Here is a 22,934-nt window from a genome sequence, read left to right as displayed (position 1 = left end):
TTAAAATTAAATTAAAATTTCAACTTCAAATCCTTTATGAGCTAAAAAATTAAGCACTTCTTGCGGACAAATCTTATCATCTTCAATTCTTAGAATTCGATCACAATCATCTAAATCAAAATTTATTTTTGCACTAGGAAATAAGGTGAGCAAATCTTGTTTCACCGTTTCAGATTGTTCTCTGCTTTCAATCGATGTTTTAAAAATTTCTACCATAGAAACTTTTGTTTAGGCTGCTATTAAACGTTTATGGTAATAGATGTATGAAACGGTGCCCAACACCACCGGAACCAATATAAATAGCATAGAAGCAGAAAATGACTCTACCGACAATATGGAAAAAATGGCTCCAACTAAATCAAAAGCCAAACCTGCATAAGCCCATTCTTTAATTCTTGGATATCCCGGAATAAATAACGCTAATACTCCTAAAACTTTTGCCCATCCTATAAAGGCTACAAAGTACAATGGGTAGCCTAAATGTTCGGTCATAAAGGTTACCGCTTCTGCTGATTTTAAGATATCCGGAACGGCCGTAAATAACATTAAGGCACCAAATAATCCAGTAAAAATCCAATAGATTGTGTTTGTTTTTTTCATCTCGTTTTTGGTTTGGGTTTTGACAATTTTACAGCTTTTGTTTTTGGGGATGATACCAAAGGCTTTTTTGATTTTTTGCTAGCTTTCAGCTGCATTTCTTCCTTTTGTAATTGTGCTAAATAAATTTCAAGTGCATTAAATTTGGTATTCCAAAATTCACGGTACTGCTCCACCCAATCCGAAACTTCATTCAGTTTCTCCAGTTGCGCCTCACAATGCCTTTCTCGTCCCTGCTGCTTTATGGTAATGAGTCCGCATTGTGTCAGAATTTTTATATGTTTCGAAATAGCAGGTCGGCTCTGCTGAAATTGCTCGGCAACAGAATTTAAATTCAACGATTGATGCGCCAACATGCTTATGATAGCTCTGCGGGTAGGGTCAGCTATGGCTTGAAAAACATCTCTTCTCATTTGAGGTTACGGATAACAGATTATTACAGATTTACGAATACAGTAATGGATCAATTTGGTAGTTCATATTTAATAAAATTAAAACCGAATCCGATCTATTGTCTTTTTATATGTAACTAATCGGTTACAAATATATAGGTAACGATTCGGTTACGCAAATTTATTTTTGTTTTTTTTGAGATTGTTTGAAATCCCTTTATTAAGTGGGGTATTCGAAGGGTTGTAGGATTGAGAATTTGTTTAGATTTAACTTAGCTGCCGAAATAAATTTCGGTTTTGGCACTCAAAATTTAATTTCTAGTTACGTCCACAAAATTAAATGTATCGCCGTCAAATAATCCTTTATCGCTTAATTTAAGATGTGGTATAACCAGTAAGGCCATAAACGAAAGTGTCATGAAAGGTGCGCTTAGCGTGCTTCCCAGCTCTTTGGCAAAAGCATCAATGGCGGTGTAATGTTTTGCCACTTCAAAAGCATCCTCACCACTCATTATGCCGGCAATCGGTAAGGGCAATATCATTTCCATGCTCGAACTCAATCCGGCAACGCCGCCTTTGCAATCAATCAATAAATTCACCGCTTTACACAATTCCTCATCGTTGGTGCCAACGGCAATAATATTGTGTGAATCGTGCGCTACAGTGGAGGCAATGGCACCGTGCTTAAGTCCAAAATTTTTAATAAAACCAAGGGCTGGTGCTGCATTGCTGTATCGGTTTACGACCGCTATTTTTAAAATATCATTTTCAACATCCGCTTCGCAATACCCATTAATGTAGCGGGCATTCGCTGCTATTTTATTAGTAATGAGTTGTCCATCTAAAGCCTCAATAGCAAATATCTTTTCACTTTTTGCTTTGATTTTGAACTGTTCGGGAGTTTTTTTTGAAGTGGAAAAATTATTTACAATTTTACTTTCGTGGAAAGGTATTCTTGTTTTACCGTTTTCCGCAACTAACTTCCCATTGATATAGGTTTTTTGAACTTGGAAATCTTTTAAATTATTTACTAAAATAAAATCTGCCGCATCACCAATCCTTAATTGACCAACATTTAATTTGTAATGTTCAACGGGGTTCAGGCAGGCAGCTCTTAGGATTTTAAATAAATCAATTCCTTTTTCTAAAGCTCGAACTACAAGCAAATTGATGTGTCCGTGTTCCAAATTGTCCGGATGTTTATCGTCCGAACAAAACATAATCTCGTTGGGATAGGTGTGCAAAAGATTAATTAAGGCCTCAAAATTTTTGGCAGCGCTGCCTTCGCGAATCAGAATTTTCATTCCGTATTTCAATTTATCCAAAGCTTCTTCGGCAGTAAAGCACTCATGATCGGTAGTAATTCCTGCTGAGATATATTTTTTTGCTTGTTCTCCTCTTAAGCCGGGTGCGTGGCCATCCACTTGTTTGTTGTATTTTTTGGCAAGTGCAATTTTTTCTAAGACCACACTGTCGCCATTTAACACACCCGGCCAATTCATCATCTCTGCAAGGTAAACGATTTCGTCGCGTTGAAAAAGCTTTTCAATATCGGCTGCATTTATAATAGCACCGGCTGTTTCAAAGGTTGTTGCAGGCACGCAAGAAGGTGCACCGAAATAAAATTTAAAGGGTACTTGTTTCCCATTTTCAATCATGTATTCTACCCCTTCAATTCCCAATACATTGCCGATTTCATGCGGGTCGCTGATGGTAGCTACAGTGCCGTGCATTACCGCCAAACGTGCAAATTGGCAAGGGGTAAGCATACTGCTTTCCACGTGCACATGCGCATCCACAAATCCGGGCAGTATATATGTTTCCGGAGTTTCGCTAATTTTTTCAATGTTGGATATCAAGCCATTGGTAACACTAATGTGCGCAGGATAAATGGTTTCGCTTTTAATGTCTACGAGGTTGGCCTTGAGCTGAAAAGTTAGTTCCGCCATTTATTATTGTTTTTCTTTATAGCGTTTAATTAATTCTTGAAAAATGATAGCTACTGCAGCACCCATGGTGAGCAAAGTAATCATTACCACCGGACGCACGCATTCTGTTCCGCTTAAGCGAGAAAAATTTCCGGAGGAGAGTAATAAAACAAAAGTGGCAATAATGAGAGGTCGATTAGTTTTCATCTTTTTTTTATTTAAAATTAGCGGATTAATCAATAACTAAAAATTTTTCACCAGATTTTTTATCCATAAAGGAATGGCTAGCATGCTTTAATAGCAATGCCGGTGTCTTTGCTGAGGGAGATAAGGCTACACAATGAATGTTGTTACGTTTAAGAAAATTAAGTTGTGCTTGTGCTGTATTGATTGCGCTGAAGTTTTGTTTTTGAAAGCTCATAAATTTGTAAAAATCTTGGCTTTTAAAAATAGTATGATAAGCAGCAGATGTGCTTGAATCGTGCAAGTAATCAAGTATACCAATGTTAACCATTCCTAGGTATTTTTTTCACGTTGCAAATAGGAACCAGTCATCCCACCGCTAATTAATTCCATTCTGTAATGACAATCTTCCGGACTTAAAATATAGCCCACCGTAAATTTTTCGTTTGACGAAAGGTGCAACGAATCGATGGCTTTTAAAAATTCAGATGAATAGGAATATTGTTTTTTGGCCAGCATCAATCCTTTGTTTGCAAAAAATAGTGAGGTGATTAGGAGCATGCAAAAAGCGGATTTAACTAGATAACTTTTCAAAGAAGGTTCAAGAGAAAACACGTCCCGAAGCATGAAAATTATAAATACCAGATGAATAAAAATAAGTGAGTTGGTATACATTTGCCAGGCTTCAGGCAGTTTGTAAAAGGAAGCCCATGAAAGCAGGGAACCCAGATATAAGCAGCCCGCTAACAACAATAATTCTGATAATTGATGTTGCAATTGCTTCTTGCGAAGACTTATCAATACTACCAAAACATAAGGTAAATAAATAAGAATGGTACGGAAAGGTTTGGCCCAAGAGCGATAAACCAATTCCGCAAAAAGCAGTTTAAAGGAGCCTAAATTAAATCCTTTGTAATCACTTGCATTGGCCAGTGAAATTCCGCTTGCACCGTTGAAGCTATAAAATAAATAATACAAGGCAAGGAAACTGAGATGAATAAGCAGCAACATTAACAAGGTGCGCAATGAAATAGTTTGTTTCCATAACAGGAGGAAGCAAAATGCGGGGATGCCCAAGCTAAATGGAAGCAAGAAGCTAGGATATAAAAATGCAGTTAGGGTGAGAAGTAAAATAGCATTTACACGGTTTTTTTTCAAATAGAGCACAAGCGATGCAAGCAAAAAAACAAAGGCTACACTTAATTTTTCGCCATACAAACTAAGTGTGTTTTCGGTGAAGTCGAATTGAAATCGCCCAAACCCCTCGGCTCCAGGAAAGAAATAGCATGCGCACAAACCCATTAATAGTAAGGCGAAGAAAACATGATAATACCTTAACTTAAAAAATATCTCACCAAGAGCAAGCACTCCAAGCACAGCTATAAAGTTAAACAGTGGCAAGGTGTAAAAATGAATCGCTTGCAATTCGGTAATATCCAATAGATGACTTATTCCTGCGGTGAACCATAAATCAAAATAATGATAAGGTGATAGCGTTGGTGGCGAAGAGTTAGATAAAAATCCAATGCCAAATGTGTTTTCAACTCCGGTGTTTGCAATCACTTTCGCAAATTGGGCGTACAAACTGTTTTCGGGATTGGCAGGTACACTCAATTGAAAATTTTCATCCAAAACTAAACGAACATACCACCCAAATAATAGTGCAAGGACACAAAAGAGGGCTATACCCTTTGCTAAAATGAAGGAGCGAAGGGAAGTTTTTTCAACAGGAAGTACGGTATTAGATTTTTCGGAACGCGATAAAATAAGGTAAAAGAATAGGGGTGTAAAAAGAAGAAGGATGGATTTAAAGTTTGTATAATAACATGCTATAACAGTTGTAAATACTACAGTTCCAATTAAGCACGAAAGAAATAGCTGACTCGCTGGAGTATATTCATTTTGCTTAAATCGGTTTAGTAAACTGTTTCCTAAAATGCCCAAACATCCAATCAAGAAAAGCAGCGCAATAAAGTGCAAGGCAAGGGCTAACATCTTAGGTTGAAATGAAATTTTGGATTAAAAAATCAGCAAGCTGTTTAGTTGCCTGCAGGAAGCGAAATTAAAATAATTTGACTTTTAATCTAGCAGCCATTTTTACAACATCTTCGTCGCTGATGTGATGTGTGTTTTTATTGCCATGATAGTTTTCAACCAACATGCAAAATAAGGTATATCGGTGCTTTTTTGCTAAAGCATGATAGGGCTCCATTTCCCAATCAAAAATAAACGTATTGTCCACAAATATTTTAGCATGACCTTTCAGCATTTCTGCTTCTGTTTTTTCTTGACAAGCAGCATAAGCAAGGTGATTTTTTTTGTAGTCGAAGGTATAATCTCCACTTCCGGCATCTGTAAAATAGTCATCGATTGAAAGCACAGGATACTTTCCATTTTCAGAAAGCAGATTTGCGAGCGTTGTTTTGCCGCTGCCGGGAACGCCTCGAAGAAGTATGAGCGCCTTGTCCATTTTTACTAGTAACTAATTTCAAGCAAAAATTACATCCGTTTTGCTACGCGGTATTCAGCATCGAGTACCTTCACTTCATCAATCAATCTATTTACTTCTTCAGTACTGGTGCCATCATAGGAACCTCTGATGTGTCGTTTTTTATCTATTAAATAGATGGTGGATTGATGCACTAAAGTTGAGTCTGCATTTTGAATTTCGAAACCCTCACGCGCAATTTTCATTAAATCAGTTCGGTTTCCGGTAAGTAAATTCCAATACCCCGGATCGGCGTGCACCATGCGTGCATATTCTTTTAAGGTTTCGGGAGTATCCATTACAGGATTAACGCTAAAGGCTATTACTGTAAAGGCTTTTAGATAGTTTAATTTTTTTTGCATGCGAAAAAACTGTGCTGCAATTTTTGGACAGGAAGTTGAACAAGTGGTGCAGATGAATGCTGCAGCAAACATTTTGCCTTCAAGAGTTTTTTCGGTTACCGCTGCGCCATCTTGGTTCACAAAATTAAAATCAGGAATGGAAGCATATACTGTATCCTTGCCATTCGCAGCTAATACTTTTGTACCGTAGTAATTCAGTTTTTTATAGAGTCCTGATGGATTTTCAAGAAAGGGTTTGCGAATCATAAAGATATAGAACGCAAAACACAAGACGGTGGGTATTATAAAAATGGAAAACAGCAAAACCCGCTTGAGGTTTGCGGAAATTTTGCTGTTCTCTGGCATTTAAATGGGATTATTTATTCGTGAGCTGCTTCGCCATGTTCGGCATGTTCAGCATCATTAGCGTGTTCGGTTACATTTTTATCCATTACCATACGGTATTTTTTTGCGTAAGGACCTTCTCCTAAATCGGCAATAAAAACCAAGTAAATAATAAATACACAAAAAGGCACAAGTACGGCATATTTAAACGCTTTTACTTCATCTCCCAAGTGCATAAAAGAAAGCACAATAAAACCTGCTTTTACAATTGTAAATCCGATGAATATTACTTTTAAAGCAATATCGGAAAAGTGTGTATTATAAAATCCTACCACTAATTCGATTAAGGTAATGCCTAACATAATCCAGAACACATTCCAAAGTTTGCGCCTTTTCTTTTTTCCGTCTTCTTCGCTATGGTGAGCCATAAGCTCGTATTGAGGATAATTATCGTTAAATTCTGACATAAATTTTTGGTATTAGTTATGTGTTATTTTTTTGTTTTAGACTTATAATAAATAGAAGAATGTAAATACAAACACCCAAACTAAATCCACAAAGTGCCAGTACAATCCAACTTTTTCAACCATTTCGTAATGTCCTCTTTTTTCGTAGGTACCATTTACAACATTTAGGTAAATGATAAAATTAATTACAACACCGCTGAATACGTGGAATCCGTGAAATCCGGTAATAAAGAAAAAGAAATCTCCAAACACAGGTAAGCCATATTCATTGTAAGATAAATTAGCGCCATGCACCAAAGTGTCTTTCCAAACCCCATCCACCAAAATATTACGAATCGCACCGTGCTCGGTTCCGGTAATGAAATGATACCACTCCCAAGCCTGTGAACCAACGAAAGCTAATCCTCCAATGATGGTCCAAAATAACCAACGGGTTACAGCTTTGCGGTCGTTACGATGTCCGGCTTCAACAGCCAATACCATGGTAACCGAACTCATAATCAAAATAAAGGTCATTAATCCTACATACGCCAAGGGAATATGTCCTTCGTAAAAAGGGAAATGGGTAAATACTTTACCTGGATTTGGCCAAAAGTCGGAATACTTGTGACGCATGAATCCGTATGCGGACAATAATCCTGAGAAGGTGAAAGCATCGGAAATAAGGAAAAACCACATGTACATTTTTCCATAGCTCACACCGAAAGGAGAAACGCCACCGTTCCAATCCGGTTTTGATTTGTTTAAAGCTGCATCGTGCGACATAGTTCAGTTTAAAGTTTTATAGATTTAAAATAGCCTTTAAATTTTTTTTGCAAGTTTAACTAATAAAGATTAAAAAAAAGAATAAATATATCCATAATCCATCAAGGAAATGCCAATAAGTAGCGCAAAGCTGCAAGGATAAATAGTTTTGAGCAGAATACTTTTTTTTCAACGCGTGAATGTTAACAGCCAATAAATAAAGCATTCCCCCAAATAAATGGGCTAAATGCAAACCGGTTAACACATAAAAAAAGGAGCCGGAAGCATTGCTATCCTTGCCTGCAAAGAAAACTTTTTGACTTGTTAATTCCGACCATCCCATAAATTGACATATCATAAATGCAAGGCCAAGTAAAAAGGTTATTCCAAGTGCGCGTTGAACTCCTGCAAAATTGTCTTTTTTAGCAGCACTTACCGCCATGTTAATAAAAAGGCTGCTCAATAAAATAAGCGCAGTACTGAAATAAAAAGCCTGCGGCATTTCAAATTTTAGCCAATTTCCTTCGGCATGTCGCACTACATAAGCGCTGGTTAATCCGCCAAAAAGCATTACCATACTGCCAATGGCAATATAAAGCATGGGTTTGGCGGTTTTGTTTCGGATTTCTTGTTTCTCGTTGTAATTCAAAGCGTAGGAGCTATTCATTGTTTATACTTTATCAAATAATAAGGCCAATTGCACCAAAGGCAAATAAGCAAAGGAGCCAAACATGAGTTGTTGCGCAGCTTTTAAGGTGCACGTGCGAAATAATTTAATTGCTTGAAGCGAAAAAAGCACGCCGCAAAGCGTAATAATAATTGCTGAAATACTTCCTGAAATGCCAAAGAAAATAGGCATTAAACTAATAGGAACTAAAAATAAGGTATACACCAATACTTGAAATGCACTCGCTTTATCACGTCCTCCGGCAGAAGGCAACATGCGGAAACCAGCTTTTTTGTAATCGTCATCCAACACCCAGGCAATGGCCCAAAAGTGTGGAAACTGCCACATAAACTGCACCGAAAAAAGTATCCAAGGTTCGATGGCAGTTATGTTGTTGGTTGCAGCAATCCATCCCAACATCGGAGGAATAGCTCCCGGAAAAGCTCCTACAAATACAGCAAAGGGAGTTTTTAATTTTAGAGGTGTATACACCACGACATACAGAAACAAAGCCAAGGTACCTAATAATCCACTTAATGGATTCATAAAAAACCAAAGAATAGCAATTCCCACCACACCGGTAATGATTGCTATGGCATAAGCTTCATTCAAACTCATTCTTCCTGTGGGAAGTGGTCGATTGGAAGTGCGATTCATTAATTTATCGAGCTTACGTTCAATAATTTGATTGAATCCATTACTGGATGCAGTCACTAAGAAACCACCCAGAATTAAAAAACCAAGTTTTTGAAAATCGATTACATCGGAAGCCAACATAAAGCAAATAGCGGCCGACATAACCACCAAAGTTGCCAAACGCAGTTTTACAAACATCACATAGTCACCAATTTTACTTGTGGCTATTACTGGACTCTCAACTGTTAAATCTTGCGTACCGGCAGGATTTGATTCACTCATTGTGGATAAAAGTTTGGATTTTTTTGCGGGTGCAATTTTAGGCATAATTTGCCGAAGGTGCAAAGGGAATTTATGAACGTATTTTCATTATTGAGATGATGTGTAGTATTTGGTTATGAATTTGGATTTTATTTAATTTTTGTCGTTTTTAAATGGGGTAAGTATTAAGCCGGAGGCTTGGGAATAGCTTACACTCGGAAGATGCGAGCGAATTTGAAGTAGCCGGAGGCTTGGGAATAGCTTACACTCGCAAGATGCGAGCGAATTTGAAGTTGCCGGAGGCTTGGGTATAGCTTACACTCGCAAGATACGAGCGAATTTGAAGTTGCCGGAGGCTTGGGTATAGCTTACACTCGCAAGATACGAGCGAATTTGAAGTTGCCGGAGGCTTGGTTATAGCTTACACTCGCAAGATGCGAGCGAATTTGAAGTTGCCGGAGGCAAGGGTATAGCGTACACTCGCAAGATGCGAGCGAATTTGAAGTTGCCGGAGGCTTTGGTATAGCTTACACTCGCAAGATTTGAGCGAATTTGAAGTAGCCGGAGGCTTTGGTATAGCTTACACTCACAAGATGCGAGCGAATTTGAAGTAGTCGGAGGCTTGGGAATAGCTTATACTCGCAAGATTTGAGCGAATATGCAGCGTACTTATTCGTTTTCGCAAAATTGGCTTACTCCCGCGACAATATCAAAGGCGAAAAATTATGTGTCGCATTTCTAATTGCACTTAAGGTTAGTGTATCATCTTTAATATACCAATCGAGTGCTTTGTAAGTAGTGGTATTATCATTTTTGCAGTGAAAAAAGATGACCGATTTTATTTCAGGATATTTTATAGGCATATCTGTTAAGGCATCTTTGTACCATTTAGCGCGGTTTCCACCCACTCCTAAGCTTCCGAATTCAGTAATCATAATGGGCTTTTTAAATTTAGAAAGTTGTGCATAATAATTTCCAAAAATTTCATCAAAGCTCCACCACTTGCTCCAAGTTGCTACAGTACCATAATTCAAGGTTCCAACACCCACCCAATCCACGTAACCATCGCCCGGGTAATAGGCATCATAGTTTGCATAAGCAGGGTGCGGCGACCAAATCCAAATAACATTTGTGGCACCTGCTTTTTTAAATAAGCTCACCACATGCTGCCAAGCATGAATAAAATCAATAGGTTTATTGTTTTGTGGGCCCCATGGATAGCGATATGGATCGTTCATTTCGTGGCCCAAACGCACAAAAAATAATTTTCCAACCTCTTTTGCAGCTGCTGCACATGTAGTAATATAGGCATCGTAATCGCCTTTGGCAATTGATTTTAAACCGTTCTTATCGCGCTTGTCCACATCCGGAATCTTAGGAAAATCGGCTTTATCAAAATCAGCCAACCAGGGCTCCCAAGTGATTACCGGAACTGAGCCAATATCCAAAATGGCTTTAGTTTGAGTCATTGGAAATTCTTCTTCGGGCTTGCTACCCCAAGCGGTATAAATGTGAATTACCGGAAAATGTGTACCCAATGAATCTTCCAAGTTTACCACACTTTGATAGGATTCAGAAAAGTCATCGTCATAGGCCCCAAACAGGAGTTTATCTGAATTGGCCAACTTTTCAGCATCGTTGCGGTAAGAGTTAAACCAAGCCAATGTTTTGGTGCGTGTATCTTCCCGTTCATTCAAAATTAATTTGTGTTCGATGGTAGCCACACCATTTCCCATGGCTGTGAAAGCATCATCAATTGGACCGGATGATTTTGTCCCATGTAGGTGAGTAATAACACCAGAAAAATTCCGAGTGCAATTGCTGCAACCGTAATGCCAATGCGGTAGGTAATTAATTTGAATTTTGTCATGATTCTTTCCTTTTTGATTCTAATTTGGATACATCAATCTTTTCCCAAGGATCTTCTGCGCTAAGCCTTTTAGACTCTATTACAGCATACATCCCACCAAAAGCTAGTAAAACTGAAATACTTGCAAAAGCAATCATGCCCCAGGTTTGCTCAGCTGTTTTTACCAAAGTGGTTTCGGCAACAATGTATCTTCGCTGATACAACGTGTAGAAAACGGTTATTACAAAAAGTAAAATGTGTGCCAGCAATGGTCGTGCAAAGGGCGATACTTTACCTGTTACAGCTTGCTTGGCTGTGGGTATGTATGGAATTTCACCATCCACTAAAGAAAGCAAAAATCCTAAGAAAAAAACCGGCCAAGTGGCAAATTTTAAAATTATCCCATTCCAGTGCAAGCCGCGCTCTACCTTTGGATGACACATCCAAATTTGCACATAAAGATAAATTAAAATGGAAATAAGTGTAACTGGAATTCCGAATTCAATAAACTCAATAAAACGCATATTGGCCGGCAATACCCCAAATAGCAAATACAAAAACGGGATGAGCATATAAATGAGTGTTGTTGTACCTACCAAATAGTAAGTTCCAATTGTACTATAAGATATGCGTTGCCAGAAGGATAGTTTTTTAAAAAGCCGGGGCACTTCAGCAAACAACACTTCATGCACGCCACGCGCCCATTTTAATTGTTGTTTACAAAAGGAGCCAAAGTCTTCGGGAACTAATCCACGGCTCACGATTACCGGATGATAAATGGATTTCCATCCTTCGGCATGAATACGAATGGCAGTAATTAAATCTTCTGCCAGCCCAATTCCGTGACCACCTGCTGATTCTAATGCTTTCCGCCGAAAGGTGCAATTTGCGCCAATTGCAACGGCACAGTTTCTTCCAAATAATCCCATTTGAGTAGGTCCGTAAAAGCCATATGTTTGTTGTGCTGCTCCCTTTGCGGTGAAGGAGCGGTATTGATTGTAATAGGCTTGTGCTACTTGCACATATCCCACTTTTTCATCGTTAAAAAATCCAAGCACCTCATCCAAGAAATTGGGAAAGGGAATATGGTCGGGATCCAATACCAACACAAATTCTTCGGTAGTTAACGACAGTGCTTTGTTTACCTTTCCTGCTTTTGCACCCGGCAATCCTACAAGCTCAAGCCACACTGCACCATGCCTTTCGGCACAAGCTTTAAATTCGGGATTTTGTGTGTCGTCTAACAAATAGGTAGTATGTGGATAGGTGATATTTGCACAAGCTTCTAATGTTTTTTCGAACATGCTAAGGGGCTCACCGGGAGAGCTGGTTGTAAAAATGGCAACTCGCAATCCAGCAGGAGTGGGCATAGGTTCAGGTTTTTTTACAGCCAGGTAATTCGTCCAAATTAGTAGCAAGCGAAGAATCCCATACCAAAATACTGCCGACAATAAAATAAATAATCCCAAATTGGCAACGTGTTCTTCTCGAAACCACCAGTTGGCAAGCCTTATCACGGAAATAAAGCCTGCAATTACCAGCACAATTAGCAGGAAGCGAGCCATTGGGCTAACTTTTTTCGCCTCACGAAAAGTCCATAAGTTCTTATCGTCCTTTGCCATTAATAAATCGATAAGTCAAATTAAGGAAGGCGGAATGTTGCTCAAAATAAAATGCTTTTTGGTATTTGTAAGTTAACTCTATCGCGAACTTAATTGTTGGCCTAAGCTTGAGGTTTGCACTTAATTCGAGAGGGGAATATTTTTGCGAATAGTAATCGTGCACAATTATTAACTTATTGTTTTCATTGTTATCAAAATAGAGATAAGGGCTTTCCGCTTTTGCATCTACTGCTTAATTTGCATTTAATGCAATACTTGTCTTTTTGCCGGTAGTAAAAATTACATTTGCCAGGAGGGAGTGTATCTGTTGATTTTGTGGAGTGAAATAGGGTGAGTATGCAGCCGGTATTTTTCCGGATTCGTCAAACTGCACAATGGCTTGCAAAGGCGTTGTGGTTAAATTATAGCGATTGTATTGGCTGCTCGAGTAATTAAAATTATATCCCAAATAAAATTCAAATTTTGAAAGGCGAAGCGCAGGTGAAAGCAACCAGGCATAATACTGTTGAACAGAATTGTTATCGTCGAATTGCTGAAACGTATAAGCTGTTTTGCCACTGCCTATTTTTTCTTTGAAAAAGGAAATTGTTGCGGCATAATCTGTATACATGATGGCAGTGCTAAAGTTGGAAAGCGTGTATTGATAGTTTTTTCGTGCAACGCAGAGCGAGATAGAAAAATTTTTGTGGAACTGATTTTTTACCTCAATAGTTCCTATGCCATGTATTGAATTTGTTGCCAATGGGGTCACTATTCCAGCACTTAATTGAATTTCTGTTTTTATGCCACTAAAGAAAAACTTGTTCGAAATTTCGCTGGAGTAGCCAGTTGCTGAACTATTTCCGGAATCAGCTTTTTGCCATTCCATAGTAAATTTAGGCGCAAGCAAATGCGAACGATAAACACCAGTTTCAATGCCTGCATGCAAGGCCGACATGGGTTGAGTATCGCTGCTGTAGCACGATGTTAATTTTGCATAAGGCGCTTTGGCATTTTTGATTTCGTTCAAATAGTTTTTTGCCCACTCATTTGTTGGATAATAATTTAATACAGCATTAAAAAGTTTTTCAGAGGTCTTGGTTTTACCTTGCCAATAGGCAATTGTAGCAAGCATATTTTTTGCTTCAATGTTTGAATTTCCAGCGACCTGGTATTCAATTAAAACGACTTTCGCTTTTTTCCACTGCTGCAATTCATAAAGCATTCGGGCATAATCTAATTTTAAAAAATGCCATTCAGGATTGTTTTTCAAATAAGAGGAACACAAATTAAGCGCAGCAGAATAATCTTTCATCCAATATAAAATTTGTGCATGTAATCGTACAGCATTAATATCGTTGGGATGTGTTTTTTCGAATGCAGTAAGCAGTGCATCAGCTTCAGCGTACTTATGAATATAACTCAACTGACGGGCAGTTTCAGTTGTATCGAGCTGAGCTAACAAATTGTTGCTAAAAAAAAATAAAGAAATAAGGGTAATCCAAAGTGTGCGCGCCATAAATTTTGAATTTATTCTAGCAGCTAAAATAAATTCTTTTACTGATTGTGCAGTGAAGGTGCACTTGATTTGTTAGGTGAAGAAAAGAAATGGGCTAAGCAGATTATTGTATCGGTATTTGCAATAAATTAATTAATGTTTAAAAGCTCTTTTTTTAATCATGCCCCCTTTGGTATCCCGAATGCTGCTCATAATCACAAATGCATTGGGATCAATTTTTTCGATTTCGGTATTAATTTTATTCACCTCTAATCGCGTTACCACCGTGTAAATAATATCTACTTCCTTATTGTGCCCATGTGAGCCAAAGCCTCTACGTCCTTTGTAAACGGTAACCCCTCTGCGCAGTTCATCAGTAATCATTACACGAATTTCTTCGAAGTGCGCACTCACAATCGTTATACCGGTATACTCCTCAATTCCTTCAATTACAAAATCCAAGGTTTTTGAAGCTGCTAAATAAGTAATCATCGAATAGAGTGCAGTTTCAATTGATAGAAAATATGCTGCGGATGAAAAAACCACCACATTTATGATTATGATAATATCGCCGATGGTGGTACCAAGTTTTCTACTAAGCGCGATTGCCAATACTTCGGTTCCATCCAGCACTGCACCACCACGCACGGTTAATCCAATTCCCGCACCTAAAAAAAATCCACCAAATAAGGCCACAAGTAATTTGTCATGCGTAATGCTTGGAAAATGAACGGTTGCTATAACTACTGCAAGTCCACCAATGGCAAGTGCTGCTTTTACAGCAAATTGTTTCCCTATGATATTAAATCCAAGAAACAAGAATGGAATATTTATAAGGATTAATAAAAATGAAAGGGATAACTTGCTTATTTCTGAAATCAGTAATGCAATTCCTGTTGCGCCGCCATCAATAAAATTACTGGGAAGTAAAAAACTTTCTAAGCCAAACGCTGCCGAAAATATACCTAGGGTAATCAAAAAAAAATCTTTCGTTAATTCAATCGCTTCTAATTTTAATTTACGGTATGCTCTTGCAAGCTCAAAGGAGGAATACGTATCTCTTTTAATGCGATTCTTTTTCTTTGCTCTTTGTGCTGTATTTATTATGAGTTGCGAAAGAATGGGATTCATGCGGTGTGGGGTTTTGTGTAAGAGCTGTAAAGTTACTGATTAGAAAATCAATACTTAACACCATCAAATTACTTTGCAATATAATAAGCAAGGGCAAGCCATACAAGACCTTTGATAAGGAAAAAGAAAAAACCTATCCAGCCAATCTTCTTAAGCCAAGCCCTGGTAAAATATCTTTTTGGTGGGGAATTTTCCATGCTCTAAAAATAATAAAATCCTTGCGCTTGAAAAATAATTTTTGCCCATTCGAATTTGATTTTATAACTATAGCCCACTGGGAATAGGGATTTTGGCTGTTTTTAAAAACTTGCACTTATAGATAAACTTTATCAAGCGGTCGAACTTGCGTAATATTGCAGGAAATGAAAAAATGGCTTAATCGTTTGTTGCTTCTTGTGTTAATACTACCGTTGTTTCTAGTGTGTTTTATAGTAGTAAACTATTTTCTTATTTCAATTAGCAACCGTAGTAACATTCATACTGAACTCAGTAGGCTGGGGAATTACCATAATGTTTTAATACTCGGTGCCGGAAATTCTCCTTTGGGAGAATGGCAAAATACAACCTTTTCTAACCGCATGAATGCATGTGTAAAACTCAACTCAAAAAATAAATTGCTGCGAATTGTTTGCAGCGGAAAAATAAAACGCCCCTATTATAATGAACCCGAAGACATGAATGATTTTTTACTTAAAAAAGGCATTCCGGCAAAATCAATTGTGCTTGATAATAATGGTAATAGCACATTTCGAAGCCTACTTAACTATGCAAAAAAATATGAAGGGGATAGTGTTGTAATTATAAGTCAACGACTTCATTTGGAACGTGCGCTATTTGTTGCAAAAAGAATGGGATTACATCCAATTGGCTTTTCAGCAGGTGAGTATAAAACAATGAATTATAAATTTTATTTGTACGAAGCATTGGCCCGAATGAAAGTACAATGGGAGCTATTGTTTTATTAGCACCCTAAGTATTGCGAACTAGAAATTTAGTCGATTTTCATAAAAGCTACAAAGCTATTTATAGCGAATGTTAAGCTGCTAAATACTTAATTCGATAAGTTTCCTTAGCGGGAAGGGTATTCCAAAACGTAAATATGGGAGTATTAAAGAGAAGTTCCCGGGATGCCGCCGATGGTTAATTTTACGATTGCTTTCATGTCTTGAATTTTTTCTTCAAAACTCCAAAAGCCTGCGTTTCCGGTCAATACGTATTTAGTGGTAATTTTATATACCCACCAGCACGGATAGGGGGCCAATATTTATATTTTAAGAGGGAGATGAAATTCTTAAAAGATTAAATCCATTTCATTTCCAAGGCCATTTTCAATAAGCCGATAACCCCTTTGGTATTGGTTTTTCGGAAAATATTTTTTCGATGGGTTTCAACGGTTCGTTCACTAATAAAAAGTGCTTCTGCTATTTCGAGATTGCTTTTTTCGGCAGCGATCAGCTTAACAATTTCTATTTCACGATCGGTTAAATGCACTTCTGCTTCTTTTACCTCCGTTTTTTCAGTTATTGATTTCATCATCTCACTGGTTATCTCATCCCCAAAAAATAGCCCCCCTTCATAAATTTTTACCAAGGCCCTTATTAATTCTTCCTTTCCGGTGTTTTTTAAGATGTAGCCTGAAATGCCTGCTTCCAGCATTTCGCTAATGGTGCTTCGCTCGCCGAACATGCTAAGGGCTAACACTTTAATTTGAGGAAAATATTTTTTGATGTTTCGAGTAAGCTCTACTCCATTCATACCGGGCATGTTAATATCCGTAATTACAATATCAGGAAGATTAGCCGCAATTAGTTCTAAAGCATCTTTCGCACTGGTACAAAAGCCGGTTAAGTCGAATCGCTTTTCGCTTTTAAGCAAGGAGCCCAAGCCATCGAGCATCATTTGATGGTCGTCGACAAGCAAAATTTTTATAGGGGTTTTGATTACTGACATACTTAATGATCAATGGTTTGAGCCTGTAAAATACGTAAAAATTCATTCCAAAGTACTTCATCGGGTGGAGGCGCGGTAATATGTATCTTTTCTTTTGATACAGGATGAATAAAATCTACCGAGCGGGCGTGTAAATGTATTGATGCGTCTTCATTTCCGCGTTTAAATCCATATTTAACATCGCCTTTAATTGAACTTCCCATAGCTGATAGTTGCACACGAATTTGATGATGCCTACCGGTATGTGGGTTAATCTCTAGCAAATAGTAATGAGTTGCATGTGCAATTATTTTAAAGTCCAGTTCACAGCGCAATGCACCCGGAGTGCCTTCGGGATGGGTAAAACTGCGATTTTTAGCTTCGTTTTTTTTGAGGTAGTTAATTAAGGTGCCCGATTCCGTTTCCGGTTTTTCTTTAACTGCTGCCCAATAGGTTTTTTTAATTTCTTTGGTTTTAAACATCTCATTGAGCCGTGTCAATGCTTTGCTGGTGCGGGCAAATAACACTACGCCGCTTACCGGCCGATCGATGCGATGCACAGTACCTAAAAAAACCTCACCGGGTTTGGCATATTTTTCTTTAATATAGGCCTTCACATAATCGCTCATGGGAGCATCGCCGGTTTTATCGCCTTGCACAATTTGTGAGGGCTTTTTATTTACGGCAATGATGTGGTTGTCTTCGTAGAGGATGTCGTTAAATTGTATCATTCACTAATTCTCGGGCAATTTTTTACATATTTTGTTGCAAAAGTAGCTTTAATCTTCTATAATCTGCCTTAAATCCAAGCAAAATAAGGTATACAAATGCACTGCTTTTCATATTCATATTTATTCTATATTTGCAGGCTTAAAAAAAAATTAAATCAATCAATAGATTATTATGCAAAATAAAGGTGCCATTAAGTTTTTCGCTATTGCCTTAGCGGTTGTTTGTATTTTTCAATTGTCGTTTACGCTCATCACGCACAATGCTGAGAAGAGAGCGACCGAATATGCAGCTACAAAATTTGCTTCCATGCAAAATTTAAGTGAAGCAGCAAAAGCAAACCCCGATTCAGTTAAAGAATCCATCAGCAAACATTATCTCGATTCAATTGCTGGTTTGCCCTTGTATAACATCCTGTTAAAAAACTACACCTACCGTGAGTGTAAAGAAAAGGAAATCAACCTTGGTCTGGATTTACGTGGCGGTATGAACGTAACCCTTGAGGTATCGGTGGTGGATTTGATTCGTGCAATGAGCAAAAATAGCACTGATTCAGCCTTCAACAAAGCCTTGCAAGTGGCGAATCAAAAAATGAAAAATAGCCAAAAAGACTATGTAACCCTTTTTGCCGAAAGCTATAAAGAGGTTTCTCCAAACGGAAAATTAGCTGCTATTTTTAATACAATAGAATTAAAAGACAAAATTAAGTACGAATCTACCAACGAAGAAGTTATTGCTGTTATCCGCAAGGAAGCTACCGATGCAATCGATCGCTCTGAAAAAATCCTTCGTACACGTATCGATAAATTTGGGGTGACTCAACCTAACATCCAAAAATTAGGTATTTCAGGACGTATACTTATTGAATTACCAGGTGTAAAAGAAAAAGAACGCGTTCGTAAATTATTACAAGGAACAGCCAACTTGGAATTCTGGGAAACCTACGACAATAGTGAAATTTCTCCCTTGTTAATTAAAGCAAACGAAAAATTAGCTGCTATACTTCACCCTGAATTGGCAAAAGATACTGCAAAGGCTGATACTGCTAGCGCTTCCGCAGATGCAAAACTGAATCCGGTGGCGGATGTTGCTAAAACCGATTCTTCGGCTAACAAATCCGAAAGTGAAGGAGCTTCTTTAGGTTCAGCTAAAAAGGATACCAATAAATTGGCTTCGAAAAATGATACTACTAAAGCTAAGCAAGAAAACCCATTGTTTGAAGTGTTAACTCCTGCCGTTCAACGCGGCGATAAAGGTCAGTTTTATGCTGCTCCGGGGCCGGTTATCGGAACTGCTTTAATTGCAGATACTGCTAAAGTGAATCAAATGCTGCAAATGCAAGCTGTAAAAGGCTTGTTGCCACAGAACTTGAGACCCTTATGGACGGTTAAAGCTTTTGATAAAGAAGAAAGACGTTTGCAATTGGTTGCAATTAAATCAAACCGCGAAAATCGTGCTCCTTTAGAAGGAAATGTGATTACAGATGCGAGTGGAGATTTTGCTCAGAATAGCTCTAAAGCCGAGGTTTCTATGTCGATGAACTCCGAAGGCGCTCAAACTTGGAAACGCTTAACGAAAGAAAACATTGGTAAAAGTGTTGCCATTGTTTTGGATAACTCAGTGTATTCCTTCCCAACCGTACAATCTGAAATTAGCGGTGGACGTTCATCTATTACCGGAAACTTTGATATTACTGAGGCGAAAGATTTGGCTAACATTCTTAAGGCCGGTAAACTTCCTGCTCCTGCGCGCATTGTGCAAGAAGCTGTGGTGGGTCCATCTTTAGGTAAAGAAGCGATTGTAAATGGTTTGTTATCCTTCGTAATTGCCTTGATATTAGTGCTTTTATTTATGGGATTCTATTACAGCCGTGCGGGTTGGGTGGCCGATGTGGCACTCTTTGCAAACGTATTCTTTATCATGGGAATTCTTGCTTCGCTGGGTGCAGTGCTAACCTTACCGGGTATTGCCGGTATCGTGCTTACCATCGGTATGTCGGTAGATGCTAACATTTTGATTTTTGAACGGGTTCGTGAAGAGTTGCATGCCGGTAATTCGGTGAAACAGGCCATTAAAGAAGGTTTCCACAATGCCATGTCATCGGTAATCGATTCCAACATCACTACTTTATTGTTGGGTATCATTTTGTATGTTTTTGGAACAGGTCCAATTCAAGGTTTTGCAACTACTTTAATCATTGGTATTTTAACTTCCTTGTTCAGCGCGATTTTTATTTCTCGTTTGATTTTTGAAAATATGCTTGATAAAAACCGTGTGATTACTTTCAGTACAAAACGCACTGAGCACATGTTTAAAAACATTAACATTAATTTCGTTGCAAAACGTAAGTTGTACTATATGTTTTCTGGGGCAATCATTGCGCTAGGAATTGTAGGATATACCATGCACGGGTTAAATTTTGGGGTGGATTTTAAAGGAGGAAGAACTTATGTAGTGCGTTTCGACAAAGACATGGAACCTGAAAAAGTGCGTGAAGCATTAGCTGCACCGCTTACTGCTGCTCCCGAAGTAAAAACATTTGGTAAAGACAATCAGGTAAAAATTACTACACCTTACTTGATCGACGATAATTCTGCTGATGTGGATGCAAAAGTGGAAGCGAAGATGAATGAAGGCTTAACTACATTGGGTGGTAAGTACGAAATCATGAGTTCTCAAAAAGTAGGTGAAAATATCTCCGACGATATTAAAGTATCATCTGTTTGGGCAGTTGTTTTCTCTTGTATTTTGATGTTTATTTTCATCTTCATCCGATTCCGCAAATGGCAGTATGGTTTGGGAGCGGTAGTGGCCTTGTTTCACGATGTGCTTATCGTTCTTTCCTGCTATGCCATCTTTAATGGAGTATTGCCTTTCTCTTTAGAGATTGATGCTAACTTTATTGCTGCTATTTTAACGGTAATGGCTTATTCGATGACCGATACCGTTGTGGTATTTGACAGAATTCGTGAATACTTGAGCACCAATAACAAAAAGGAATTGCAAGGTAAAGAGCAAACTACAATCATTAACTATGCGTTGAACAGTACCTTAAGCCGTACCATCAATACATCTTTAACTATTTTCTTTGTATTGTTGGCCATCTTTATTTTTGGTGGTGAAGTTATTCGAGGATTCTCTTTCGCTTTGTTGATTGGTATCGTAATCGGAACCTATTCTTCTATTTGTATCGCAACACCGGTAGTAATAGATTTTGACAAACAAAAGCACGAATAATTAATTTAGCATATCAGGAAGAGGCAATTCGAATTTCGGGTTGCCTCTTTTTTTTGAATCCAATTTTTAGCGAATGAGCAACAAGGTGCTTTTAAAAAATTACTATTTTCATTCCCGCTTTGTGCCCCAGCTATGAAAATTTTATTGTTAGATAACTTTGATTCATTTACCTACAACCTGGTTCATTTAATTGAAAAGGTGAGTGGTTACGAAGTGGAGGTGCGCCGAAATAATGAAATGGAGCTGGCTGAATTTGAAGCCTATGATAAAATTGTACTCTCACCGGGTCCCGGATTACCGGAGGAAGCAGGCATTCTGTTGCCATTTATTCAAAGGTATTATAAATCAAAAAGCATCCTAGGGGTTTGCCTCGGCCACCAAGCTTTGGCGGTAGCTATGGGAGGATCGCTGGTAAATCTTTCAATTGTTTTTCATGGGGTTGCGCTGCCTACACACATTATTTCCCCGGATGCTTTGTTTTGTGATATACCCACAACTTTTGCAGGAGGAAGGTACCATTCATGGGTGGTGGATAAATTAACTTTACCTGAAGCATTTAAGATAACAGCAGTGGATAATGACGGCAACATCATGGCCATGCGGCACACAACCTATAATTTAAGTGGCGTGCAGTTTCATCCCGAATCCATACTCACCGAATACGGTGAAAAGCTGCTAAAAAATTGGATAGATAGTTGATATCCGCATATAATGAAGGTAACCATCAGAAAGGCAAATTTGGCCGATATTCCATTGATTCGAACACTTTCCGAAAGCATTTGGAAAAGGCATTATATACACATCATTAGCATGGAACAAATTGAATACATGTTGGCAAAAATGTATTCCACTGCCCAATTAAGCAAAGAAATTAATAACCCTAATTATACTTATTTTATCGCTTCCGCAGATGGAGTAGATTGCGGTTATATGGCGATTAGTTTAGAAGATTCAGACCAATGTTTTTTGAATAAATTTTACATTCTGCAAGAAAATCAACAACAAGGCTTGGGCGAAGCAATTTTTAGATTAGTGTTTGATAGTTTGCACTATTCTCAAATTCAACTTTTTGTAAACCGCCAAAATTTTAAATCGGTTAATTTCTATTTTAAGATGGGTTTTAAAATTGCAGATGTGGTCGACAATCACTTTGGGGATGGATATTACATGAATGATTTTAGAATGATAAAAAAGAGCAGTAAATAATTGGACTCACCTTGGGTTTTGTACACAAACATCAGTGAAAATCCGCATCATCCGCCCAATCAGCCTTCCATTCCCAATTCATAAAAAATCATAATCAACATAAAATATCATAATTATCTTAAAAAATCAGCGTTCTATTACATTACATTATTTCAGTCAAAATCCGTTTATGAAAAAAATTATTTTGTTACTCCAATTCGTTTTGCTGACTTCAATCGCATCGGCGCAGGTAAATCCAACTCTTCCGGCCCTAAATGCAACAATTATTGACTATGTAAAAACAACCATCGGTAAAAAAGTGGATAGAGGTGAATGCTGGGATTTAGCCAATCAGGCGTTAACCAGAGCCAATGCAGCTTGGACTTTTCCCAACCAATTTGGTAAAGTAGTAGATCCTCAAAAAGACAGCATTTATCCCGGTGATTTAATTCAGTTTACAAACGTAAAAATGAAAAGCAGTAATGGCGAAACGTGGACATTCCCAAAGCATACTGCCATCGTGTATGAAGTGATTTCGCCCGGAGTATATAAAATTGCTGAACAAAATGTGAATGGAAAAAGAAAAGTTCAGATTGATGATTTAATAGTTAAGGATAAAGTTGCCGGTAAGATGATTTTTTATCGGCCGGTGCCAAAATAGTTTGCGTATACAATTGGAAATCTTACATTTGAAAATCGACTCTTCCAAAGAACAAACAATTCAAC

At 38.0% G+C, this 22,934-nt stretch carries 26 protein-coding genes; 5 read left to right on the top strand and 21 right to left on the bottom strand.

Annotation, left to right across the window (positions count from 1 at the left end; all coding sequences use genetic code 11):
• Window positions 1-6: 6 nt before the first annotated feature.
• The 18 genes from IPP32_17730 to IPP32_17645 all read right to left on the bottom strand — a co-directional run bounded on the left by IPP32_17730 (window position 7) and on the right by IPP32_17645 (window position 15,128).
• Window positions 7-216 carry a hypothetical protein gene (locus tag IPP32_17730; GenBank protein MBL0049927.1) on the bottom strand — a complete coding sequence of 70 codons (210 nt, stop codon included), beginning with the start codon at window positions 214-216 and terminating at the stop codon, window positions 7-9.
• Between the two features lie 12 nt (window positions 217-228).
• Window positions 229-600, bottom strand: a complete 372-nt coding sequence (locus tag IPP32_17725; GenBank protein ID MBL0049926.1) for a DoxX family protein — start codon at window positions 598-600, stop codon at window positions 229-231.
• Entirely contained in the window at window positions 597-1,010 is a 414-nt protein-coding gene (locus IPP32_17720) for a winged helix-turn-helix transcriptional regulator (GenBank protein MBL0049925.1), read from the bottom strand. Before IPP32_17720 ends, IPP32_17725 begins: the two co-directional genes overlap by 4 nt.
• A 290-nt stretch (window positions 1,011-1,300) precedes the next feature.
• A complete protein-coding gene (ade, locus tag IPP32_17715; GenBank protein ID MBL0049924.1) occupies window positions 1,301-2,938 on the bottom strand; it encodes an adenine deaminase in 1,638 nt (545 codons plus the stop codon).
• A gap of 3 nt (window positions 2,939-2,941) precedes the next feature.
• Complete coding sequence (locus IPP32_17710) at window positions 2,942-3,124, bottom strand: hypothetical protein (protein MBL0049923.1); 183 nt, start codon at window positions 3,122-3,124, stop codon at window positions 2,942-2,944.
• 25 nt (window positions 3,125-3,149) lie between these two features.
• A complete protein-coding gene (locus IPP32_17705; protein MBL0049922.1) occupies window positions 3,150-3,431 on the bottom strand; it encodes a hypothetical protein in 282 nt (93 codons plus the stop codon).
• Window positions 3,432-3,433: 2 nt separating this feature from the next.
• Window positions 3,434-5,095 carry a hypothetical protein gene (locus IPP32_17700; GenBank protein ID MBL0049921.1) on the bottom strand — a complete coding sequence of 554 codons (1,662 nt, stop codon included), beginning with the start codon at window positions 5,093-5,095 and terminating at the stop codon, window positions 3,434-3,436.
• Window positions 5,096-5,162: 67 nt separating this feature from the next.
• A complete protein-coding gene (locus IPP32_17695) occupies window positions 5,163-5,570 on the bottom strand; it encodes an AAA family ATPase (GenBank protein ID MBL0049920.1) in 408 nt (135 codons plus the stop codon).
• 29 nt (window positions 5,571-5,599) lie between these two features.
• Entirely contained in the window at window positions 5,600-6,196 is a 597-nt protein-coding gene (locus IPP32_17690) for an SCO family protein (protein ID MBL0049919.1), read from the bottom strand.
• Window positions 6,197-6,309: 113 nt separating this feature from the next.
• Complete coding sequence (locus IPP32_17685; protein MBL0049918.1) at window positions 6,310-6,741, bottom strand: cytochrome C oxidase subunit IV family protein; 432 nt, start codon at window positions 6,739-6,741, stop codon at window positions 6,310-6,312.
• Window positions 6,742-6,783: 42 nt separating this feature from the next.
• Complete coding sequence (locus IPP32_17680; protein MBL0049917.1) at window positions 6,784-7,506, bottom strand: cytochrome c oxidase subunit 3; 723 nt, start codon at window positions 7,504-7,506, stop codon at window positions 6,784-6,786.
• Between the two features lie 55 nt (window positions 7,507-7,561).
• Window positions 7,562-8,152 carry a heme-copper oxidase subunit III gene (locus IPP32_17675; protein ID MBL0049916.1) on the bottom strand — a complete coding sequence of 197 codons (591 nt, stop codon included), beginning with the start codon at window positions 8,150-8,152 and terminating at the stop codon, window positions 7,562-7,564.
• A 3-nt stretch (window positions 8,153-8,155) separates the two neighbouring features.
• Window positions 8,156-9,070, bottom strand: coding sequence for a protoheme IX farnesyltransferase (gene cyoE / locus IPP32_17670; protein ID MBL0049915.1), 915 nt, complete (start codon window positions 9,068-9,070; stop codon window positions 8,156-8,158).
• A gap of 671 nt (window positions 9,071-9,741) precedes the next feature.
• Window positions 9,742-10,785, bottom strand: coding sequence for a cellulase (locus tag IPP32_17665; protein ID MBL0049914.1), 1,044 nt, complete (start codon window positions 10,783-10,785; stop codon window positions 9,742-9,744).
• The gene (locus IPP32_17660) at window positions 10,749-10,919 is read right to left on the bottom strand and encodes a hypothetical protein (GenBank protein ID MBL0049913.1); all 171 of its coding nucleotides are present in this window, start codon (window positions 10,917-10,919) and stop codon (window positions 10,749-10,751) included. The genes IPP32_17665 and IPP32_17660 overlap by 37 nt, the downstream gene beginning before the upstream one ends.
• The gene (locus IPP32_17655) at window positions 10,916-12,520 is read right to left on the bottom strand and encodes a glycosyltransferase (GenBank protein MBL0049912.1); all 1,605 of its coding nucleotides are present in this window, start codon (window positions 12,518-12,520) and stop codon (window positions 10,916-10,918) included. The genes IPP32_17660 and IPP32_17655 overlap by 4 nt, the downstream gene beginning before the upstream one ends.
• A 232-nt stretch (window positions 12,521-12,752) precedes the next feature.
• A complete protein-coding gene (locus IPP32_17650; protein ID MBL0049911.1) occupies window positions 12,753-14,018 on the bottom strand; it encodes a hypothetical protein in 1,266 nt (421 codons plus the stop codon).
• Between the two features lie 132 nt (window positions 14,019-14,150).
• Window positions 14,151-15,128, bottom strand: coding sequence for a YitT family protein (locus IPP32_17645; GenBank protein ID MBL0049910.1), 978 nt, complete (start codon window positions 15,126-15,128; stop codon window positions 14,151-14,153).
• Between the two features lie 362 nt (window positions 15,129-15,490).
• On the opposite strand from IPP32_17645, the gene IPP32_17640 reads away from it, so the two are divergent.
• The gene (locus tag IPP32_17640; GenBank protein ID MBL0049909.1) at window positions 15,491-16,093 is read left to right on the top strand and encodes a YdcF family protein; all 603 of its coding nucleotides are present in this window, start codon (window positions 15,491-15,493) and stop codon (window positions 16,091-16,093) included.
• 143 nt (window positions 16,094-16,236) lie between these two features.
• Here the strand turns inward: IPP32_17640 and IPP32_17635 are convergent, their stop codons facing one another.
• From IPP32_17635 to IPP32_17625, 3 genes are read right to left on the bottom strand one after another with little or no spacing between them, the layout of a single operon-like run.
• On the bottom strand, window positions 16,237-16,389 hold the full coding sequence (locus IPP32_17635) for a hypothetical protein (protein MBL0049908.1): 153 nt from the start codon (window positions 16,387-16,389) through the stop codon (window positions 16,237-16,239).
• A 38-nt stretch (window positions 16,390-16,427) separates the two neighbouring features.
• The gene (locus IPP32_17630) at window positions 16,428-17,078 is read right to left on the bottom strand and encodes a response regulator transcription factor (GenBank protein MBL0049907.1); all 651 of its coding nucleotides are present in this window, start codon (window positions 17,076-17,078) and stop codon (window positions 16,428-16,430) included.
• Between the two features lie 2 nt (window positions 17,079-17,080).
• On the bottom strand, window positions 17,081-17,788 hold the full coding sequence (locus IPP32_17625; protein ID MBL0049906.1) for an RluA family pseudouridine synthase: 708 nt from the start codon (window positions 17,786-17,788) through the stop codon (window positions 17,081-17,083).
• Between the two features lie 172 nt (window positions 17,789-17,960).
• Here IPP32_17625 and secDF point away from each other — a divergent pair, with 172 nt between their 5' ends.
• The 4 genes from secDF to IPP32_17605 all read left to right on the top strand — a co-directional run bounded on the left by secDF (window position 17,961) and on the right by IPP32_17605 (window position 22,869).
• Window positions 17,961-21,023, top strand: a complete 3,063-nt coding sequence (gene secDF / locus IPP32_17620; GenBank protein MBL0049905.1) for a protein translocase subunit SecDF — start codon at window positions 17,961-17,963, stop codon at window positions 21,021-21,023.
• Window positions 21,024-21,155: 132 nt separating this feature from the next.
• The gene (locus IPP32_17615; protein ID MBL0049904.1) at window positions 21,156-21,722 is read left to right on the top strand and encodes an aminodeoxychorismate/anthranilate synthase component II; all 567 of its coding nucleotides are present in this window, start codon (window positions 21,156-21,158) and stop codon (window positions 21,720-21,722) included.
• 12 nt (window positions 21,723-21,734) lie between these two features.
• Window positions 21,735-22,229 carry a GNAT family N-acetyltransferase gene (locus IPP32_17610; GenBank protein MBL0049903.1) on the top strand — a complete coding sequence of 165 codons (495 nt, stop codon included), beginning with the start codon at window positions 21,735-21,737 and terminating at the stop codon, window positions 22,227-22,229.
• 169 nt (window positions 22,230-22,398) lie between these two features.
• On the top strand, window positions 22,399-22,869 hold the full coding sequence (locus tag IPP32_17605) for a hypothetical protein (protein ID MBL0049902.1): 471 nt from the start codon (window positions 22,399-22,401) through the stop codon (window positions 22,867-22,869).
• Window positions 22,870-22,934 lie beyond the last annotated feature (65 nt).

The sequence above is a fragment of the Bacteroidota bacterium genome, from assembly GCA_016721765.1.
In the GTDB taxonomy this organism is placed as follows: domain Bacteria; phylum Bacteroidota; class Bacteroidia; order UBA4408; family UBA4408; genus UBA4408.
Note: the sequence above shows the minus strand (reverse complement) of the source record. Positions and strands in the feature narration are given on the sequence as shown.

Coding starts and splice junctions, on each gene's coding strand:
- IPP32_17720 (MBL0049925.1), bottom strand. CDS start 1,010: ATGAGAAGAGATGTTTTTCAAGCCATAGCTGACCCTACCCGCAGAGCT.
- IPP32_17610 (MBL0049903.1), top strand. CDS start 21,735: ATGAAGGTAACCATCAGAAAGGCAAATTTGGCCGATATTCCATTGATT.
- IPP32_17685 (MBL0049918.1), bottom strand. CDS start 6,741: ATGTCAGAATTTAACGATAATTATCCTCAATACGAGCTTATGGCTCAC.
- IPP32_17690 (MBL0049919.1), bottom strand. CDS start 6,196: ATGATTCGCAAACCCTTTCTTGAAAATCCATCAGGACTCTATAAAAAA.
- IPP32_17695 (MBL0049920.1), bottom strand. CDS start 5,570: ATGGACAAGGCGCTCATACTTCTTCGAGGCGTTCCCGGCAGCGGCAAA.
- IPP32_17700 (MBL0049921.1), bottom strand. CDS start 5,095: ATGTTAGCCCTTGCCTTGCACTTTATTGCGCTGCTTTTCTTGATTGGA.
- IPP32_17680 (MBL0049917.1), bottom strand. CDS start 7,506: ATGTCGCACGATGCAGCTTTAAACAAATCAAAACCGGATTGGAACGGT.
- IPP32_17625 (MBL0049906.1), bottom strand. CDS start 17,788: ATGATACAATTTAACGACATCCTCTACGAAGACAACCACATCATTGCC.
- IPP32_17710 (MBL0049923.1), bottom strand. CDS start 3,124: ATGAAAACTAATCGACCTCTCATTATTGCCACTTTTGTTTTATTACTC.
- IPP32_17705 (MBL0049922.1), bottom strand. CDS start 3,431: ATGGTTAACATTGGTATACTTGATTACTTGCACGATTCAAGCACATCT.
- IPP32_17630 (MBL0049907.1), bottom strand. CDS start 17,078: ATGTCAGTAATCAAAACCCCTATAAAAATTTTGCTTGTCGACGACCAT.
- ade (MBL0049924.1), bottom strand. CDS start 2,938: ATGGCGGAACTAACTTTTCAGCTCAAGGCCAACCTCGTAGACATTAAA.
- IPP32_17665 (MBL0049914.1), bottom strand. CDS start 10,785: ATGGGAAATGGTGTGGCTACCATCGAACACAAATTAATTTTGAATGAA.
- IPP32_17660 (MBL0049913.1), bottom strand. CDS start 10,919: ATGACAAAATTCAAATTAATTACCTACCGCATTGGCATTACGGTTGCA.
- IPP32_17725 (MBL0049926.1), bottom strand. CDS start 600: ATGAAAAAAACAAACACAATCTATTGGATTTTTACTGGATTATTTGGT.
- IPP32_17605 (MBL0049902.1), top strand. CDS start 22,399: ATGAAAAAAATTATTTTGTTACTCCAATTCGTTTTGCTGACTTCAATC.
- IPP32_17650 (MBL0049911.1), bottom strand. CDS start 14,018: ATGGCGCGCACACTTTGGATTACCCTTATTTCTTTATTTTTTTTTAGC.
- IPP32_17730 (MBL0049927.1), bottom strand. CDS start 216: ATGGTAGAAATTTTTAAAACATCGATTGAAAGCAGAGAACAATCTGAA.
- IPP32_17640 (MBL0049909.1), top strand. CDS start 15,491: ATGAAAAAATGGCTTAATCGTTTGTTGCTTCTTGTGTTAATACTACCG.
- IPP32_17655 (MBL0049912.1), bottom strand. CDS start 12,520: ATGGCAAAGGACGATAAGAACTTATGGACTTTTCGTGAGGCGAAAAAA.
- secDF (MBL0049905.1), top strand. CDS start 17,961: ATGCAAAATAAAGGTGCCATTAAGTTTTTCGCTATTGCCTTAGCGGTT.
- IPP32_17615 (MBL0049904.1), top strand. CDS start 21,156: ATGAAAATTTTATTGTTAGATAACTTTGATTCATTTACCTACAACCTG.
- IPP32_17645 (MBL0049910.1), bottom strand. CDS start 15,128: ATGAATCCCATTCTTTCGCAACTCATAATAAATACAGCACAAAGAGCA.
- cyoE (MBL0049915.1), bottom strand. CDS start 9,070: ATGAGTGAATCAAATCCTGCCGGTACGCAAGATTTAACAGTTGAGAGT.
- IPP32_17675 (MBL0049916.1), bottom strand. CDS start 8,152: ATGAATAGCTCCTACGCTTTGAATTACAACGAGAAACAAGAAATCCGA.